The sequence below is a fragment of the Asanoa ferruginea genome (genome assembly GCF_003387075.1).
GTDB lineage: Bacteria > Actinomycetota > Actinomycetes > Mycobacteriales > Micromonosporaceae > Asanoa > Asanoa ferruginea.
This window is the reverse complement of sequence record NZ_QUMQ01000001.1, coordinates 3,174,429-3,190,321: the sequence shown is the minus strand read 5'-3', so window position 1 is coordinate 3,190,321 and position 15,893 is coordinate 3,174,429. Positions and strand designations below refer to the sequence as shown.

The following is a 15,893-nucleotide window of genomic DNA, read 5'->3' as shown; positions in this document are numbered from 1 at the left end:
GATGGCCCTGAAATGGGGGGCGGTCGTGGTCGCGGCCGTCTCAATCACTCTATTCGCGACCGCCAACATCATCGTGGGAGTGCAAGGCACCGACGAGGTCCCACCCGCCTTCAACATGGCAACGGTGGCAGCCGCATCGGTGGGTGTGGTCCTGGCGGTCTTCGCCGAGCTCTACACCAGAGTCAACGGGCGGATCAACGCGCTCGCGGAGTTCGTGGCACGTCGGCTCAACGAGGTCGACGCGCACACGGGAGACCGCAACGCGGGATTCGTCGAGGGTTATCTGCTCAGCCATGGCGAGGAGGCGGGCGCCGTCGTTCCGTTCGGGCAGCGCACCGCGCGCCGGATGGGCGTTGTCGAAGACTGATCCGGGGTGGGCCAGCACGACAAAGATCAATAATCGCAGAGTGACCTACTGTCAACCGGGTGATCCGTCGGGTCCGGCGGGGTCCCGCACCCGGTAGGCTTTGGCGTGTGCGGGGGTCAGATAACGGCCACGGGCGCGACGACCGCCCGCTGAGTGCGGAAAGCGCATGGCGCTTGACCGCCGATCGAGCCGACGAGTGCGTGCTCTTCTTCGACTTCGACGGCACGCTGGCGCCGGTCGCCGACGATCCCACCGCGGTGCGGCCGGTGCCGCGGGCCCTGTCGGCGATCGGCGCACTCGCCTCGGTCGTCCGGCGGGTGGCGATCGTCTCGGCCCGCCCGGTCGACTTCCTGCGCGACCGTTTCCACGGCGCCGCCGACGTCGACCTCTACGGGCTCTACGGCCTCGAGCACAGCCACGGCGCCGGCCCCACCGTGACCGAGCCCGCCGCGCTGCCCTGGGTGCCCGCGATGGCCGACCTGGCCGACCGGGCCCGGTCCGAGCTGCCGGCGGAGATCCTCGTCGAATACAAGCGCCTGTCGGTGGCCCTGCACTACCGCACCGCACCCGAACTCGCCGGCGAGGTCGAGCGCTGGGGTCATGCCGAGGCGGAGCGGCTCGGCCTGCGGGTGCAGGCCGGCCGGATGGTGCTCGAGCTCAAGCCGCCGGTCGACCGCGACAAGGGCCTGGTGATCGGCGAGGCGGTGGCCTCGGCCGGCTGCGCCTGGTATTTCGGCGACGACGTCTCCGACCTCAAGGCGTTCGCGGCCCTGCGCGACCGCGAAGAACGCGACCCGTCCTTCTTCGGCGTCTGCGTCGCGGTGGCCAACCCGGAAACCGGCCAGGCCGTCGCCGGCGCCGCCGACCTGACCTTCGAATCCCCCGAGGCCCTGGGCGACTTCCTCGACTCGGCCGCGGCGTCGGTCCGCTGAGCGCCTAGACGCCCCAGCGGGCGCAGGCCGAGTTGAGCAGGCTGATGTAGGCGCGCAGGTCGGGCTGGCCCGGGCGCCACGAGGCGACCTCGTCGGCCACCTTGGTCAGGTCGGTCTTGAGCTTGGGGTCGCGGGCCTCGCCGGCCCGGTCGCGCACGAAGCCCGCCCACTTCTTGCCGATCGTCGCCTTGTCGGCCTGCGCCGCGTTGTCGTAGGACTTCGAGTAGTCGTTGGAGGCCGTGCGGACCCGGCCACAGACGTTGCGGTCGGCCGGCGGGGTCATCTCGGTGCCCGGAACGCTGGTCGCGGTCGGCCCGGCGGCCGGCGTCGTCGGTGCGGCACCGGCGGTGCTGCCCGGGCCGGCGGTGGCGCCGGCCGGCGACGAGGGCAGCGGTGCCGCCTGGCGGTCGACCTCAGCCGTGCAGCCGAGGGCCAGCGCCCCGGCGGTGAGCACGATCACGACCTGGAGCACCCCGCGCAGCCTCATGCCCAGAGAGTGTGCCGGGCGGCATCGACGACCGCCACCCTCGAAGTCGGCTAAGCGCCGTAGCGGCGTTGCCGGCTGGCGTAGGAGCGCAGCGCGCGGAGGAAGTCGACGCGGCGGAAGTCGGGCCAGTTGGCGTCGCAGAAGTAGAACTCCGAGTGCGCCGACTGCCAGAGCAGGAAGCCCGACAGGCGCTGCTCGCCGCTGGTGCGGATGACCAGGTCGGGGTCGGGCTGGCCGCGCGTGTAGAGGTGCTCGGCGATGTGGTCGACGTCGAGCACCTCGGCCAGCTCCTCCAGGGTGCCGCCGCGGGACGCCTGCTCCTGGAGCAGCGAGCGGACCGCGTCGGCGATCTCCCGCCGGCCGCCGTAGCCGACCGCGATGTTGACCTCGGCGCCGCCCACCCGCTCCCGGGTGCGCTCCTGCGCCGCCTTCAGCGCGGCCGCGGTCGGCGCCGGCAGCAGGTCGAGCGCGCCGACGATGCGCAGCCGCCAGGGGTTGGCGTCTTCGGCCAGCTCGACCACCAGGTCTTCGATGATCTGGAGCAGCGGGTCGAGCTCGGCGGCCGGCCGGCGCAGGTTGTCGGTGGCCAGCAGGTAGAGCGTCACATGCTCGATGCCGGCCTGGTCACACCAGCCGAGCAGATGCTTGATCTTCGCCGCGCCGACCCGATGGCCGTCGTTGGGATCGACGTATCCCATCTCTTTGGCCCACCGGCGGTTGCCGTCGCACATCACGCCGACATGCCGGGGCACCGGCTTGCCGGCCAGCCGGAAGGTCAGCCGCCGCTCGTAGATCGAATAGACGAGATCACGCAGATTCATCACTTGCAGACTAGCGACCTCCGCCATGGACGAAAGGACGAGCTTGTTCTGTCCGAACGGTCAGCTCTCGTGCGATGCGCCCCAGCGTGCGGGGGTGCAGCAGGCCGTCACCCAGGCCGAGCTCGACGATCGAGTCGAAGACCTGGCGATCGTTGCCGGCCGCCCGCACTGCGGCCTGGATCACTGTCGGCCGGCGGGCCAGCCAGGCCGCGGCGGCGCTGTGCCGCAGGTGCCGGCCCAGCCGGCGGCGCCACGCCGTCGCGTAGACCCGGGCCGCGTTGGCCGGTGCGACGGCCGCCGCGTGCCCGGCGATCGAGCCGGAGAGCACGGCGTAGAAGATGCCCTCGCCGGTGAACGGGTTGATCAGCGACTGGGCGTCGCCGACCAGCAGCACCCGGCCGTTGCCGTGCCGCGGCTGGGAGGTCGACAGCGGCAGGTGGTGTGCCCGCAGCCGGGTGACGTCGGCGAGATCGATCTCCGGCAACAGGTCGGCCATCCGGTCGAGCAGGTGCGCGCGGCTGAGTGGCTGACCCCGCATCACCTCGCCGTAGCCCACATTCGCCGTGCCATCGCCGATCGGGAACGCCCAGGCGTAGGCCGGCCACCGGGGCCCCGAGGTGACGATCCGCTGATCGGTCAGGCCGGGGAAGGCCACATAGCCACGCATCGCGACGGCCAGGTGACGGCCCTTGTTGGGCTGGTGCCCGATCGACCGGCGGACCATCGACCCGGCGCCGTCGGCACCGATCAGCGACCGCGCGGCGAACGTGTCGTCGACCACGACGCGGTCGGCCTCGACCCGCACCTCGCGCACGTTGTGCCGGCGCAACTCGGCGCCCGCGCCGACCGCGGCGTCGACAATGCGCGCGTCGAGCACGTAGCGGGGAATGGTGTAGTCGGGCCGGCGCAGCTCGCCGGCCGCACGGCCGTCGGGGGTCTCCAGGCTCAGCGACCGCACCGGTTCGAAGCCGGCCGCGATGCCGTCGACGCCGAGCGCGCCCAGCACGTCGAGCACGTGCGGCGCGATGCCGTCACCGCAGGTCTTGTCGCGCGGGAAGCTGGCCTTGTCGAGCAGCAGCACGCTGGCGCCGGTCCGGCGCGCGGCCACCGCCGCGGTCGCGCCGGAGGGGCCGGCGCCGACGACGATCACGTCGTAATCGATCATCACGGAACCGTATCCGCCAGTGTCGACTCCGCGCGCGGCGCCGGCACCCGGACGCCGGTCGTCGACGGCACGGGCCGTGCACCCCAGAGCGCGACCGCCGCCGCGGCCAGCAGCGGACCGCCGTCGCGGACCAGCCCGTCGACGCCCAGCAGCCAGGCGCAGAGCGGGAGGTCGACAGCCAGGACCACGAGCGTGACGACGAACAGCGCGACGCCGGCCCAGCGCCGGCCGCGGATCAGGAAGATCAGGATAGGCAGCAGCGCGTTGCCGACGATGACCGCGAACACCAGCCAGAGCACGACGACCGGCAGGCGGTCGAGTTGGTCGGGCACCACCTGGCCCAGCGACACGAGGGCCGGCACCACCATCAGCGGCGCGTAGGTGAAAGCGGCGGCGCGCGCGGCCAACGCCCGGGCCGCGGCCGCCGGGCGCCGCGGCGCGCCCTCCTGCCAGCCGATCCCGTCGCGCGTGATGACCAGCCGGTTGGGGTGGCGGACCAGGTGGGCGCCCACTGTGGGCACCCGGTAGAGCAGCACGGTCACCGCGAGGCAGCACGCGGTGAGCAGCACGAAGCCGAGCGCGCCGGGCAGCGGTGGCACGCCCGACCGCGGCACGATCAGGCGCCCGACGGCGAACACGGTGGTGACGGCGAGGATCAGCCCGAGCGGCTTGGCCGCCGCACGGCCGCGATGCACGTGCCAGACCAGGATCAGGAAGCCGAACGCGCGCAGCATCGCCCACCCGGTGCGCACCGCGAGACCGAAGCCGTGCTCCGGCGCGTACGCCCAATTGAGCAATTCGACCGCGACTGTCGCGGCGGCCGTGGTGTAGAGGAGCGCGACCAACGCGCGCACCGTTGGGGGCATATTCGTGAGTGTAGGGAGGCCCGTCCGCACAGGCCTCCCCAACGCGAGATCAGCTCAGGCGGGCCTTGAGTGCGTCGAGTTCGGCCCAGAGCACGCCGGGCAGCTTGTCGCCGAACTTCTCGAACCACTCGGTGACCTGCGGGATCTCCGCGCGCCACTCGTCGGCGTCGACCCGCAGCGCGGCCGCCACCTCGTCAGGGCCCATGTCGAGCCCGGACACGTCGAGCGAGTCCGGCGTCGGCACGTGGCCGATCGCGGTCTCGACCGCACCGGCCCGCCCGTCGATCCGCTCGACGATCCACTTCAGAACACGCGAGTTCTCGCCGAACCCGGGCCAGAGGAAGCCGCCGTCGGCGTCGCGGCGGAACCAGTTGACGTAGAAGATCTTCGGCAGCTTGGCCGTGTCGGCGCCGGCGCCCTTGCCCATCTCGATCCAGTGCGCGAAGTAGTCGCCGGCGTTGTAGCCGATGAACGGCAGCATCGCCATCGGGTCGCGGCGCACCACGCCGACCTTCCCGGCCGCCGCCGCGGTTGTCTCGGAGGAGAGGGTGGCGCCCAGGTAGACACCGTGCACCCAGTCGCGCGCCTCGGTCACCAGCGGGACCGTCGTCTTGCGCCGGCCGCCGAACAGGATCGCGTCGATCGGCACGCCCCGCGGGTCGGTGTATTCCGGCGCGATGATCGGGCACTGCTCGATCGGCGTGCAGAACCGGCTGTTGGGGTGCGACGACAGCTCACCGGAGTCGGGCGTCCAGGACTGGCCCTTCCAGTCGGTGAGGTGCGCGGGCGGCTCGCCCATGCCTTCCCACCAGATGTCGCCGTCGTCGGTCAGCGCGACGTTGGTGAAGACCGAATTGCCCTGTGCGAGGGTACGCATCGCGTTGGGGTTGGTCCGGTAGTCGGTGCCCGGCGCGACGCCGAACAGGCCGAACTCGGGGTTGACGGCATAGAGCCGGCCGTCTTCGCCGAACCGCATCCAGGCGATGTCGTCGCCGATCGTCTCGACCTTCCAGCCCGGGATGGTCGGCTCGAGCATCGCGAGGTTGGTCTTGCCGCACGCCGACGGGAACGCACCGGCGATGTATTTGACGACGCCCTCCGGCGAGGTCAGCTTCATGATGAGCATGTGCTCGGCCAGCCAGCCCTCGTCGCGCGCCATCACGCTGGCGATCCGCAGCGAGTAGCACTTCTTGCCGAGCAGCGAGTTGCCGCCGTAACCGGAGCCGTAGGACCAGATCTCCCGGGTCTCCGGGAAGTGCGAGATGTATTTGGTTTCGCTGCACGGCCAGGCCACGTCCGCCGCGCCCGGCGCGAGCGGGGCGCCGAGGGAGTGCAGGGCCGGCACGAAGTCGGCGTCGTCACCCATCGCGGCCAGCACCCGGGCACCCATCCGGGTCATGATGCGCATCGAGGCGACCACGTACGCGCTGTCGGTGATCTCGACGCCGAACATCGGGTTGTCGGCCTCGATCGGGCCCATGCAGAACGGGATGACATACATCGTCCGGCCGCGCATCGAGCCGCGGTAGAGCTCGGTCATCTCCCGCTTCATCTCGTCGGGCGCCATCCAGTTGTTGGTCGGCCCGGCGTCGGCCTCGTCGACCGAGCAGATGAAGGTGCGCTCCTCGACCCGCGCCACGTCTGTCGGGTCGGTGCGCGCCCAGAACGAGTTGGGGCGCTTGGCGTCGTTGAGCCGGATGAGCGTGCCGGCCTCGACCAGCTCGCCGGTCAGCCGGGTCCATTCCTCTTCGGACCCGTCGACCCACACGACTCGGTCGGGTCTCGTGAGCTCGGCGACCTCGTTGACCCAGGCCAGCAGCCGTGGGTGCGAGGTCGGGGTTTCATCCGCGCCGGGGCGGGTGGCCGTGACAGTCATTGCGAACTCCTAGCGGTCGACGCTGACCTATGGGTGCACAACCTGGGCGGGCTCAGCGCCACGCCAGTGCATACCTCGGGGTTCAACTCAGACTAAACCGAATGAGCGTTAAGGGCAGCGGGCCCGCTTGTGAAAATCTGCACAAGGGACGGACGTTTTGGATTTCCCCGAGGGATGTCGCGCTCTCCCGCGCAGATTCGCGCATGGCGCCCATCGACGTCCCCACCCATCGGCGCCCCGGGCTGCCAAAACGCCTCTTCCCTCACGCTACGGAGTGACCTACGCTTTTCCTCATAACGAGGGTTTTCTCCCTCACGTTCCCTATAGGCATTTCCGCCCCATTCCTCCCCCTGGAGGCGGCATGACCAGCCCAGCCACCACCGACCAGCGACCGGAACCAGCGGACGGCGAAGACGAGCCTTCCGACGCAGACCTGGTCGAAGCCGTCCGCTCCGGTGACACCGGTGCCTACGGCACTCTCTATGTCCGACACGCAGGCGGCGCCCGCCGGCTCGCCTGCTCGCTCGTCCGGGACCGCGCCGACGCCGACGATCTCGTCGCCGAGACGTTCGCCAAGGTGCTCGCCACGCTCCGGGCCGGCCGCGGCCCGGCCCGGGCCTTCCGGCCCTACCTCTACACGACACTCAAGCACCTGCGATACGACCGGCTCCGCACCGAGCAGCGGGTGGAGTTCACCGACGACCTGAGCCGCTACGAGGCCGGCGTGCCGTTCGCCGACCCCACGGTGGCCCAACTCGACCGGCTCTACGCGGCCCGGGCCTTCGCCCGGCTCCCGGAGCGCTGGCGGGCGGTGCTCTGGCACACCGCTGTGCAGGGCGAGTCAGCGGCCCAGGTAGCCGGCCGGCTCGGCCTCACGCCCGGCGGCGTCGCGGCGCTGGCTTTCCGGGCCCGTGAGCGGCTGCGGCAGATCTATCTGCAACAGCATGTGACGCCCTCCGACGCGCCGGCCTGCCGGCAGGTGGCCGCCCGCCTCGCCGGCTACGTGCGTGGGCGGCTGGCCCGGCGGGCCCGCACCACGGTCGACGGTCACCTGGCCACCTGCGCCGACTGCCGGGCCGCGCTCGACGAGCTCGCCGACCTGCCCGCCGCCGGGTGATCATTGCTGGCGCCCGCCCGGTCATCCGCCGGGCGGGCTGATCACTGTCTGGTTAACGTTTCCGGCGCGGCAAACGGCCCGTGCACACAGACGGTAGTCTCGGCCCGTGTCCGCAACCGTTGCCGACGACGAGTCGTCGTCACCTTCGGCCCCTCCGACGGGGATGGTCGCGCGGTTGCGAGGCCGGTTCGGGCACCTGATCAAAGAGTTCGGCAAGTTCGGGATCGTCGGCGGCATCGCGTTCATCGTCGACCTGATCATCTTCAACCTGCTGATCTCCAACGCGGGCGAACCGCCACTGCTGGCCAAAACGATCTCCACCGTGATCGCCGCGACGCTCGCGTTCGTGGGCAACCGGTTCTGGACGTGGCGGCACCGCGAGCGCACCGGCATGCGGCGCGAATACCTGCTCTATTTCTTCTTCAATGCGGTCGGCCTCGGCATAGGCCTGGCGTGCCTGGGTATCAGCCACTACGTGCTGGGAAGTTTCTGGCCGGGCGTCTTCCAGACGACGCTGGCCGACAACCTTTCCGCACAGATCGTTGGCACCGCATTCGGCACACTGTTCCGTTTCTGGTCCTACCGGCGGTTCGTTTTCATCGATGCGGCGGCGCCACAAATACCGTCCGCTGCCCCAATGGTGACCAAGGGTGATTGAGCTAGTGATATCGCCCCCAGCGTCCACCGTTGGCCTCAACTGAACCGCCCATCTCCCGTAAGGTGGCCCAATGCGCGTTGACCGACTCCTGCCCGAACGGTGGCAGAAGCTGTTCCGCGAAGCGCTGAAGTTCGGCATCGTCGGTGGCATCAACACAGTCATCAACTTCGTGGTGTTCAACGCACTGGCGCTCACGGTCTTCCACGGTGGCCAACTCAAGGCCAACGTCATCGCGACGGTGTTCGCGACGTTCACGTCCTATTTCATGAACCGGCACTGGACCTACCGCGACCGTCCGAAGTCGGCCATGCGCCGCGAGACGTTGCTTTTCATCGGGTTCAACACCGCCGGACTGGTCATCGAGCTGGGCGTGCTGGGCATCGCCAAATACGGCCTGGGCACCGAGAGCCTGCTGCTGCTCAACGTGTTCAAGTTCCTCGGCCTCGGCCTTGCGACGATCTTCCGGTTCTACACCTACCGGACCTTCGTCTTCCGGGCCGCGAAGCCCGCTTCCGCACCGCCCGCCGTCCCGGCACCGGCCAACCGCCGCAGCGTGGTGGCGACGGCCAAGCACAACGGCCACCACCACCCGATCGACGGCGACGTGATCGCGACCTTCGACCCGGTGGCCGAGCTGGCCGAGGTGGTCGGCGAGTTCGAGTCCGCCGGCTCGGCCCGCCGTCGGCGTTGAGACTCCGATCTTGAAGCTGCGACGTTGAAGATCAGGCGGGTCAGCGGCGAGGAGCGGCTGCGCACGTCGTTCCCGCTCCAGTCCTACGCGTTCGACAAGTCGCCGACCGAGCAGGCCGTCTCCGCGCACTACCGCGAGGTCCTGCCCTACCACTCCGGCAACCACACGCTGATCGCCGAGGAGAACGGCGCCACCGTCGCCGCGGTCTCCGCGATCCCGATGCGGCAGAACATCCGCGGCTCGATCCTGCCGATGGCCGGGGTCGCCGGGGTGGCCACCCACCCGCTCGCCCGGCGCCAGGGCTACGTGCGGGCGCTGCTCAACCGGCTGCTCGAGGCGATGCGCGACGACGGCCACCCGGTCTCGGTGCTCTACCCGTTTCGCACCTCGTTCTACGCCCGATTCGGCTATGTCAGCCTGCCCCAGCACCGCACCGCCACCTTCTCCCCCGCGGGCCTGGCCGACCTGGCCCGCGCCACGCTGCCCGGCGACCTGCGCTGGCGGCGAATCGCCGACGGCTACGCCGACCACCGGGCGCTGACCCAACGGCTGATGGCCCGCCAGCACGGCTTCTCGATCTTCCCGGACTTCCGCGCGGTGTCCCTGCGCGACGACCGCAAGTGGGCCGTCACCGCACACGTCGACGGCCAGGTGGTGGGCGCGCTGTCCTACCGGATCGACGAGCATCTCGGCCAGCTGTCGGCCGACACGCTGCTGCACACCGGGCCGCACGGCCGCGCGCTGCTGCTCAGCTTCCTGGCCCGGCACGTCGACCAGGTCGACCGGGTCAACCTCTGGCTGCTGCCCGGCGAGACGCCCGAACTCTGGGCCGACGACTTCGCCGTCGAGACGAAGACCGACGTGCGGGTGCCCGGCTCGGCCGCGCCGATGGCCCGGGTGCTCTCGCTCGAGGGTCTCGCGGGCATCGCGACGGGCCCGGCGGCGCTCACCGTCGAGGTGGTCGACGACCCGCTGCTCGCCGGCCGCTATCACCTCGACGGCACGAGCGGCGCGCTCGCGGTCGAGCGCAGCGCCGCACCGGCCGCCGCGACGCTGACGGCGGCGGGCCTGTCGGCGCTGGTCTACGGCGTGCTGGACCCGGTCGAGATCGTGCTCCGCCGGCTCGGCCGCTTCCCGGCCGAGACCGCCGGGGCGCTGCGGGACCTGTTTCCCCCGCAGCGGCCCTACGTCTACGCGGAGTTCTAGGCCGGCTCGGCGCCGCCGGCCTCGGCCGCGCGGTGCTCGCGCATGATGTCGCGCATCTCGCCCTCGTCGAGGGTGCCGCGGTCGTGGTCGGCCGTGACCAGCTCGTAGAGCAGCGTCTGCACCTTCTCCACCTGCGGGATGTCGCGCAGCACCTGCTGGCCCCGCTCCCCCGCCGACTCGATGACCAGCGTGCCGGTGCCGAGCAGGCGCTCCACGAAATGCTGGTTCATCGAGTGGTCGTTGACCCGGCTCAGCGGGATGTCGTGGCGGTCGCGGTTGAAGATGCCGACCTGGAGCAGGATCCGCTGGTCGGTGAAGACATAGTGGGTGGTCTGCCGGACCAGCACCGGCCGCAGCAGCAGCCAGACCAGCACGATCAGCGCGGCCGCGGCGATGATGAGCTGCCCGATGCCGCTCGGCACGAAGATCAGGGCGACCACCGCGGCGGCGATCACCAGGATGCCGAGCAGGATGGGTCGGGCGAGTGTCTTCCAGTGCGGGTGCACGTGCAGAACCACGCGCTCGTCACTGGTCAACACGTCGTCGGGAAAAGCCACGGCACACCTCCGGGGCGCACGCTGACGGGTCGGGGGTGAACCTACTGCCTCGCCCCGTTGGCGCGTACCCCCGGATGTTGTCGGGTGTCAGCGTAGGTGCAGCACGTCACCCGCGGCGACGATCTGGTCGCCTTGCGGGGTGCGCACGATCAGCCGGCCGCTGTCGTCGACGCCGGTCGCGGTGCCGCTGAACTCGCCGCCGCCGGGCAGCAGCACCCGCACCGTGCGGCCCACCGTGCCGCAGCGGCTCAGGTAGGCGCCGCGCAGCCCGCTCGCGGCCGCGTCACCGTCGGCCTCCCGCCAGCGCTCGTACCAGGTCGCCAGCCCGCGCAGGATCGCCCGCAGCAGCGGATCACGGTCGGTCACCTCGGCACCGGCCAGCCGCAGCGAGGTGGCCGGCAGCCCGGTCGGGCTCGTGGGCAGCTCGTCGGCGCGCAACGTCACGTTGAGCCCCATCCCGACGACCACCGCCGGCGGCTCACCGGACCCGTCGGCGACCCCTTCGGCCAGGATGCCGGCCACTTTGGCGTCGTTGATCAGCAGGTCGTTGGGCCACTTCAGCGCGGGCAGCACGCCGTCCGGCAGCTCGGCCAGGCGGGTGACCGCCTCCGCGACGGCAACACCGGCGAGCAACGGCAACCAGGCGTACGCCTTCGGCGGCAGCGCCGACCAGCCCAGCTCGGGGCGGGCCGCGCCGGGGCGGAGCAGCACACTGACGGCGATCCCGGCCCGCGGCGGCGACTGCCAGACCCGGCCGAGCCGGCCGCGGCCGGCAGTCTGCCGCTCGGCGACCTCGACCAGCCCTTCAGGCTCTCCGGCGCTGGCGGCCGCGGCCAGGTCGGCGTTGGTCGACGAGGTCTCGGCACGCACGTCGAGCCGGGTCCAGAAGTCGCCGGGCCCGGTCAACGCCCGCTGCAGTGCCTGAACACGCAGCGGCGGACGGTCAAGGTCGGTGTACGGCGAGCCCGGCACCCGGCAAGCCTATGCCTCCTGATCTCGGTGCCGGCCTCCCGAGGTCCCGGCCTCCCGAGGTCCCGGCCTCCCGAGGTCCCGGCCCTAGCGGGTGGGCGGTGTCTGCTCGCGGCTGGCCGCCCGGTAGACCTGTCCGGCCGCGCGGGCCCGCGCCCTGGTCTGCGCCCGGGACTCGGCGCGCGCGTCCGCACCCGCCATGGCCCGGGCGTCCGCGCGGGCCCCGGCGCGGGCCTGCGCCCGGGACTCGACGCGAGCGTCACCGCGGGCCCCGGCCCGGGCGTCCGCGCGGGCTCCGGCGCGGGCGTCCGCGCGGGCTCCGGCCCGGGCGTCCGCGCGGGCTCCGGCACGGGCGTCCTCGCGGGCCCCGGCCCGGGCGTCCGCGCGGACTCCGGCACGGGCGTCCTCGCGGGCTCCGGCGCGGGCTCCGGCGCGGGCGTCCGCGCGGGCTCCGGCGCGAGCGTCGCCGCGGGCCCCGGCCCGGGCGTCCGCGCGGACTCCGGCGCGAGCGTCCTCGCGGGCTCCGGCGCGAGCGTCCTCGCGGGCTCCGGCGCGAGCGTCCTCGCGGGCTCCGGCGCGGGCGTCCGCGCGGGCTTGCCCGTCCGGTGGAGTGCCTGTCGGCACCCGTTGGCGCGGGTGGCGGGCCGGCCCCGGCCGGCCGCCCGCCACCGGCGTCCGCCCGGGCAACCCCGGGCTTCCGGCTGGTCCGCCGCGCTCGGCCAGCGGCCACAACAGCCGGTTCATGGTGAGAAGGACGGCGACGCCGCCGACCAGTAGCAGCATCCCGACGACCATCTTCACGAGAGTGATAACGAATGGGGCAATAGTCGCGAAACGCTACGGGGTGGTCGAGACCAATGGCACAGCACCGGGCACCTGAACCGTCGTTACGATCGGCCCGTGACAGATCAACGCAGTGCCGAACGCGACGTCCGCACCACGGCCGGTCGCCTCGCTGACCTCGCGGCCCGCACCGACGACGCGACCCACGCGGGCTCGGCGCGCGCGGTCGAGAAGCAGCACGCCCGAGGTAAGAAGACCGCTCGCGAGCGGATCGGGATGCTGCTCGACGAAGGTAGCTTCGTCGAGCTCGACGAGCTGGCCCGGCACCGCTCCGTCGCGTTCGGACTCGACCAGACGCGGCCCTACGGCGACGGCGTGATCACCGGCTACGGCACCGTCGACGGCCGGCCGGTCTGTGTCTTCGCCCAGGACTTCACTGTCTTCGGCGGGTCGCTCGGCGAGGTCTTCGGCCAGAAGATCGTCAAGGTGATGGACCTCGCGATGAAGACCGGCTGCCCGGTGATCGGCATCAACGACTCGGGTGGTGCGCGGATCCAGGAGGGCGTCGTCTCGCTCGGCCTCTACGGCGAGATCTTCTTCCGCAACGTGCGCGCCTCTGGCGTCGTACCCCAGATCTCGCTGGTCATGGGTCCTTGCGCCGGCGGCGCTGTCTACTCGCCCGCGGTCACCGACTTCACCGTGATGGTCGACCAGACCTCGCACATGTTCATCACCGGCCCCGACGTGATCAAGACGGTCACCGGCGAAGACGTCGGCATGGAGGAGTTGGGCGGCGCCCGCACCCACAACACCCGCAGCGGCAACGCGCACTATCTGGCCGCCGACGAGGACGACGCGATCGACTACGTCAAGGCGCTGCTGTCCTACTTGCCGTCCAACAACCTCGACGAGCCGCCGGTCTTCCCGGCCACCGCGCCGCTGGAGATCACCGATGCCGACCGCGAGCTCGACACGCTCGTGCCCGACTCGGCCAACCAGCCCTACGACATCAAGACCGTCATCACCCACGTGCTCGACGAGGGCGAGTTCCTCGAGGTGATGCCGCTCTACGCGCAGAACATCGTGGTCGGCTACGGCCGGGTCGAGGGCCGGCCGGTCGGCGTGGTCGCCAACCAGCCGCAGCACTTCGCGGGCACGCTCGACATCGCGGCGTCCGAGAAGGCCGCCCGGTTCGTGCGCACCTGCGACGCGTTCAACATCCCGGTGCTGACCTTTGTGGACGTTCCCGGGTTCCTGCCCGGCACCGGCCAGGAATGGGACGGCATCATCCGGAGGGGCGCCAAACTCATCTACGCGTACGCCGAAGCGACCGTCCCCAAGCTCACCGTCATCACCCGCAAGGCTTACGGCGGCGCGTACGACGTGATGGGTTCGAAGCATCTCGGCGCCGATCTCAACTTCGCCTGGCCGACCGCACAGATCGCGGTGATGGGTGCGCAGGGCGCGGTCAACATCCTCTACCGCAGCGAGCTCGCCGAGGCCGAAGACCCGGCCGCGGTGCGCGCCGCGAAGATCCAGGAATACGAGGACACGCTGGCCAACCCCTACATCGCGGCCGAGCGGGGCTATGTCGACGCGGTCATCCCGCCGCACGAGACGCGCACCCAGATCGTTCGCGGGTTGCGCGCCCTGCGCACCAAGCGCGAGACGTTGCCGCCGAAGAAGCACGGCAACATCCCGCTCTAGTGCTTTAGTGCATGCCGTAGCGGGCTAGCGGCTCGACCAGCGAACGCTCCTCATAGGACAGATGACTCAGCAGTGTGTCGGTGAGCAGGTCGACCTCGGCGCGCAGGCCCTTGAGGTCGCCCTCGCCGGCGACCAGCGCGACTAGCGCCCGGTCGACGCTCTCGATCACCTCGTGGATGACCTTGTGCTCGGCTTCCAGGCGCAGGGTCACCGGGGCGAGCCGGGCGTCGGCCTGGCGCAGGTTGGGCAGCATCGACTGGTCTTCGATGGTGTGGTGGGTGGTGACCAGCCGGCAGTAGGACTCGCAGTAGGTGCCGAGGGTCCAGTTGTTCTGCCGCAACGTCATCTCGTTGATCGCCGAGCGGGCCTCGCCGATGCCCAGCATCCCGGCCTCGACCTGGTCGACCAGGTCGCGCACCTGGGCCAGTTCCTCGCGCAGGTGGTCGTGGATGTCGATGAGCTGCTGGCCGCGGGCCCGCTCGTGCCGGGTGTATTTGTGCCCCTCGTCGATCCGCGGTGCCACCGGGCGCTCGCTCTCGTCCCAGACCGTCCGGTCGGCGAGCCGGACGCCGTCGTCGGGCGTCGGCGTGATGCCGACGCCGGGGATCTCGCCATTGACGGTGATCGACTCACGCGGCGCGGCCTGCTCGGGCTCCGGCGACGGCACGGTCCCGGTCGCTGTCCCGGTCCCGGTCCCGGTCGCGGTCGCTGTCCCGCTCCCGGTCCCGGTCGCGGCTGGTCGGGCGCGTTCCGCCGCCACCCGCTCGCGCACCGCCGGCGCCACCTCGGCACCGAACCGCTGGATGGTCGTCGCGTCGTCGCCGGCCAGGATGTATGCGCTCAGGCCGTGCGTCAGGGTCAGTTCGGTGAGCTGCTCGGCCCAATCCTCGGCGGTACCGCTGATGCCGCTACCAACCGGACCCCGGCTGAAGACCCCGCTGAAGTTGACCAACCGCCGGATCGCCGCGGGCTCCCGGCCGGCCTTGACGGCCGCGTCGTCGATCAGCTTGTTGAGCTCCGGGAACTGGTCGGGCTGGACGTAGCCGAGCGTCGGCAACCATCCGTCGGCGAGCCGGCCGATCAGGCGCAGCATCCGCGGCTTGTAGGCGCCGACCCAGATGCCGATGTCGTGTGCCGGCTCGGGGCCGACCTTCGCACCGCGTACCCGATAATGCTTTCCATTGACCTGCACCGATGAGCCGGTCTGGCCCCAGATGCCGCGGATCACGGCGATCGCCTCTTCGAGCGCCTCGACCGACTCGGGCGGGGTGCGGTGCGGCCCGCCGTTGGCGACGATCGCGTCCCAGAACGCGCCGGCGCCCAGGCCCAGCTCGACCCGGCCCCCGCTGAGCAGGTCGAGGCTGGCGGCCGAGCGGGCCAAGACGGCCGGTGGGCGCAGCGGCAGGTTGGCGACGTTGGGCGAGACCCGGATCCGCTGGGTGCGCCCGACGATCATCGAGAGCAGGGTCCAGGTGTCCAGGAACGCCGCCTGGTAGGGGTGGTCCTGTGCGGTCACCAGGTCGAGCCCGGCCTGCTCGGAGAGCTGGGCGAGCGCGACGACGCGCTCGGGCGAGTCGGCGCGTGGCGTGATGAACGTGCCGAACAGCAGCTCATGCCCGTAGTCAGTCACTGGGTTCCTCCGGAAGACACGGTTGACGCGTCAACCATAACCCAACTGGCTGATACGTCAA

At 71.3% G+C, this 15,893-nt stretch carries 15 protein-coding genes and 1 pseudogene; 7 read left to right on the top strand and 9 right to left on the bottom strand.

The genetic code is table 11. The features are described from left to right. Position 1: 1 nt before the first annotated feature. Positions 2 to 367, top strand: a complete 366-nt coding sequence (locus tag DFJ67_RS15135) for a hypothetical protein (RefSeq protein WP_116068472.1) — start codon at positions 2 to 4, stop codon at positions 365 to 367. Between the two features lie 107 nt (positions 368 to 474). After that, a complete protein-coding gene (gene otsB, locus DFJ67_RS15130; RefSeq protein WP_116068471.1) occupies positions 475 to 1,299 on the top strand; it encodes a trehalose-phosphatase in 825 nt (274 codons plus the stop codon). A 4-nt stretch (positions 1,300 to 1,303) separates the two neighbouring features. On the opposite strand, the gene DFJ67_RS15125 is transcribed toward otsB, so the two are convergent. Genes DFJ67_RS15125 through DFJ67_RS15105 form a run of 5 tightly spaced genes read right to left on the bottom strand, consistent with a single transcriptional unit; the run spans position 1,304 to position 6,514 of the window. Continuing rightward, positions 1,304 to 1,786 (bottom strand): hypothetical protein, encoded by a 483-nt coding sequence (locus DFJ67_RS15125; RefSeq protein WP_116068470.1) that lies wholly within the window; start codon positions 1,784 to 1,786, stop codon positions 1,304 to 1,306. Between the two features lie 50 nt (positions 1,787 to 1,836). Continuing rightward, positions 1,837 to 2,607: an isoprenyl transferase gene (locus DFJ67_RS15120; protein WP_116068469.1), complete on the bottom strand. Its 771-nt coding sequence runs from the start codon at positions 2,605 to 2,607 to the stop codon at positions 1,837 to 1,839. 10 nt (positions 2,608 to 2,617) lie between these two features. After that, a complete protein-coding gene (locus tag DFJ67_RS15115) occupies positions 2,618 to 3,772 on the bottom strand; it encodes a geranylgeranyl reductase family protein (RefSeq protein WP_116068468.1) in 1,155 nt (384 codons plus the stop codon). Then, on the bottom strand, positions 3,772 to 4,638 hold the full coding sequence (locus tag DFJ67_RS15110) for a hypothetical protein (protein WP_239097364.1): 867 nt from the start codon (positions 4,636 to 4,638) through the stop codon (positions 3,772 to 3,774). Before DFJ67_RS15110 ends, DFJ67_RS15115 begins: the two co-directional genes overlap by 1 nt. 49 nt (positions 4,639 to 4,687) lie before the next feature. Further along, positions 4,688 to 6,514, bottom strand: a complete 1,827-nt coding sequence (locus DFJ67_RS15105) for a phosphoenolpyruvate carboxykinase (GTP) (RefSeq protein ID WP_116068467.1) — start codon at positions 6,512 to 6,514, stop codon at positions 4,688 to 4,690. Positions 6,515 to 6,875: 361 nt separating this feature from the next. Between DFJ67_RS15105 and DFJ67_RS15100 the strand changes: the two genes are divergently transcribed. From DFJ67_RS15100 to DFJ67_RS15085, 4 genes and pseudogenes are all read left to right on the top strand, one after another. Beyond that, entirely contained in the window at positions 6,876 to 7,631 is a 756-nt protein-coding gene (locus tag DFJ67_RS15100; RefSeq protein WP_116068466.1) for a sigma-70 family RNA polymerase sigma factor, read from the top strand. Positions 7,632 to 7,737: 106 nt separating this feature from the next. Then, complete coding sequence (locus tag DFJ67_RS15095) at positions 7,738 to 8,289, top strand: GtrA family protein (protein ID WP_239097365.1); 552 nt, start codon at positions 7,738 to 7,740, stop codon at positions 8,287 to 8,289. A 70-nt stretch (positions 8,290 to 8,359) separates the two neighbouring features. Continuing rightward, a pseudogene (locus DFJ67_RS15090) lies at positions 8,360 to 8,956 on the top strand (GtrA family protein); the annotation flags it as partial. 48 nt (positions 8,957 to 9,004) lie between these two features. Further along, complete coding sequence (locus DFJ67_RS15085) at positions 9,005 to 10,186, top strand: GNAT family N-acetyltransferase (protein ID WP_116068463.1); 1,182 nt, start codon at positions 9,005 to 9,007, stop codon at positions 10,184 to 10,186. Here the strand turns inward: DFJ67_RS15085 and DFJ67_RS15080 are convergent. From DFJ67_RS15080 to DFJ67_RS15070, 3 genes are all read right to left on the bottom strand, one after another. Beyond that, positions 10,183 to 10,743 carry a PH domain-containing protein gene (locus DFJ67_RS15080; RefSeq protein ID WP_116068462.1) on the bottom strand — a complete coding sequence of 187 codons (561 nt, stop codon included), beginning with the start codon at positions 10,741 to 10,743 and terminating at the stop codon, positions 10,183 to 10,185. The genes DFJ67_RS15085 and DFJ67_RS15080 overlap by 4 nt on opposite strands. An 87-nt stretch (positions 10,744 to 10,830) precedes the next feature. Next, positions 10,831 to 11,715, bottom strand: coding sequence for a biotin--[acetyl-CoA-carboxylase] ligase (locus tag DFJ67_RS15075; protein ID WP_116068461.1), 885 nt, complete (start codon positions 11,713 to 11,715; stop codon positions 10,831 to 10,833). Positions 11,716 to 11,799: 84 nt separating this feature from the next. Then, the gene (locus DFJ67_RS15070; protein ID WP_239097366.1) at positions 11,800 to 12,507 is read right to left on the bottom strand and encodes a hypothetical protein; all 708 of its coding nucleotides are present in this window, start codon (positions 12,505 to 12,507) and stop codon (positions 11,800 to 11,802) included. Between the two features lie 105 nt (positions 12,508 to 12,612). Between DFJ67_RS15070 and DFJ67_RS15065 the strand changes: the two genes are divergently transcribed. After that, complete coding sequence (locus tag DFJ67_RS15065; RefSeq protein WP_116068460.1) at positions 12,613 to 14,202, top strand: acyl-CoA carboxylase subunit beta; 1,590 nt, start codon at positions 12,613 to 12,615, stop codon at positions 14,200 to 14,202. Between the two features lie 4 nt (positions 14,203 to 14,206). On the opposite strand, the gene DFJ67_RS15060 is transcribed toward DFJ67_RS15065, so the two are convergent. Next, positions 14,207 to 15,832, bottom strand: coding sequence for an LLM class flavin-dependent oxidoreductase (locus tag DFJ67_RS15060; protein ID WP_116068459.1), 1,626 nt, complete (start codon positions 15,830 to 15,832; stop codon positions 14,207 to 14,209). Positions 15,833 to 15,893: the final 61 nt, after the last annotated feature.

Bases quoted from the DNA above. Each gene is read 5' to 3' on its own strand.
- DFJ67_RS15135 (WP_116068472.1), top strand. From the start codon at position 2: ATGGCCCTGAAATGGGGGGCGGTCGTGGTCGCGGCCGTCTCAATCACT.
- DFJ67_RS15125 (WP_116068470.1), bottom strand. From the start codon at position 1,786: ATGAGGCTGCGCGGGGTGCTCCAGGTCGTGATCGTGCTCACCGCCGGG.
- DFJ67_RS15120 (WP_116068469.1), bottom strand. From the start codon at position 2,607: ATGAATCTGCGTGATCTCGTCTATTCGATCTACGAGCGGCGGCTGACC.
- DFJ67_RS15115 (WP_116068468.1), bottom strand. From the start codon at position 3,772: ATGATCGATTACGACGTGATCGTCGTCGGCGCCGGCCCCTCCGGCGCG.
- DFJ67_RS15110 (WP_239097364.1), bottom strand. From the start codon at position 4,638: ATGCCCCCAACGGTGCGCGCGTTGGTCGCGCTCCTCTACACCACGGCC.
- DFJ67_RS15105 (WP_116068467.1), bottom strand. From the start codon at position 6,514: ATGACTGTCACGGCCACCCGCCCCGGCGCGGATGAAACCCCGACCTCG.
- DFJ67_RS15100 (WP_116068466.1), top strand. From the start codon at position 6,876: ATGACCAGCCCAGCCACCACCGACCAGCGACCGGAACCAGCGGACGGC.
- DFJ67_RS15070 (WP_239097366.1), bottom strand. From the start codon at position 12,507: ATGGTCGTCGGGATGCTGCTACTGGTCGGCGGCGTCGCCGTCCTTCTC.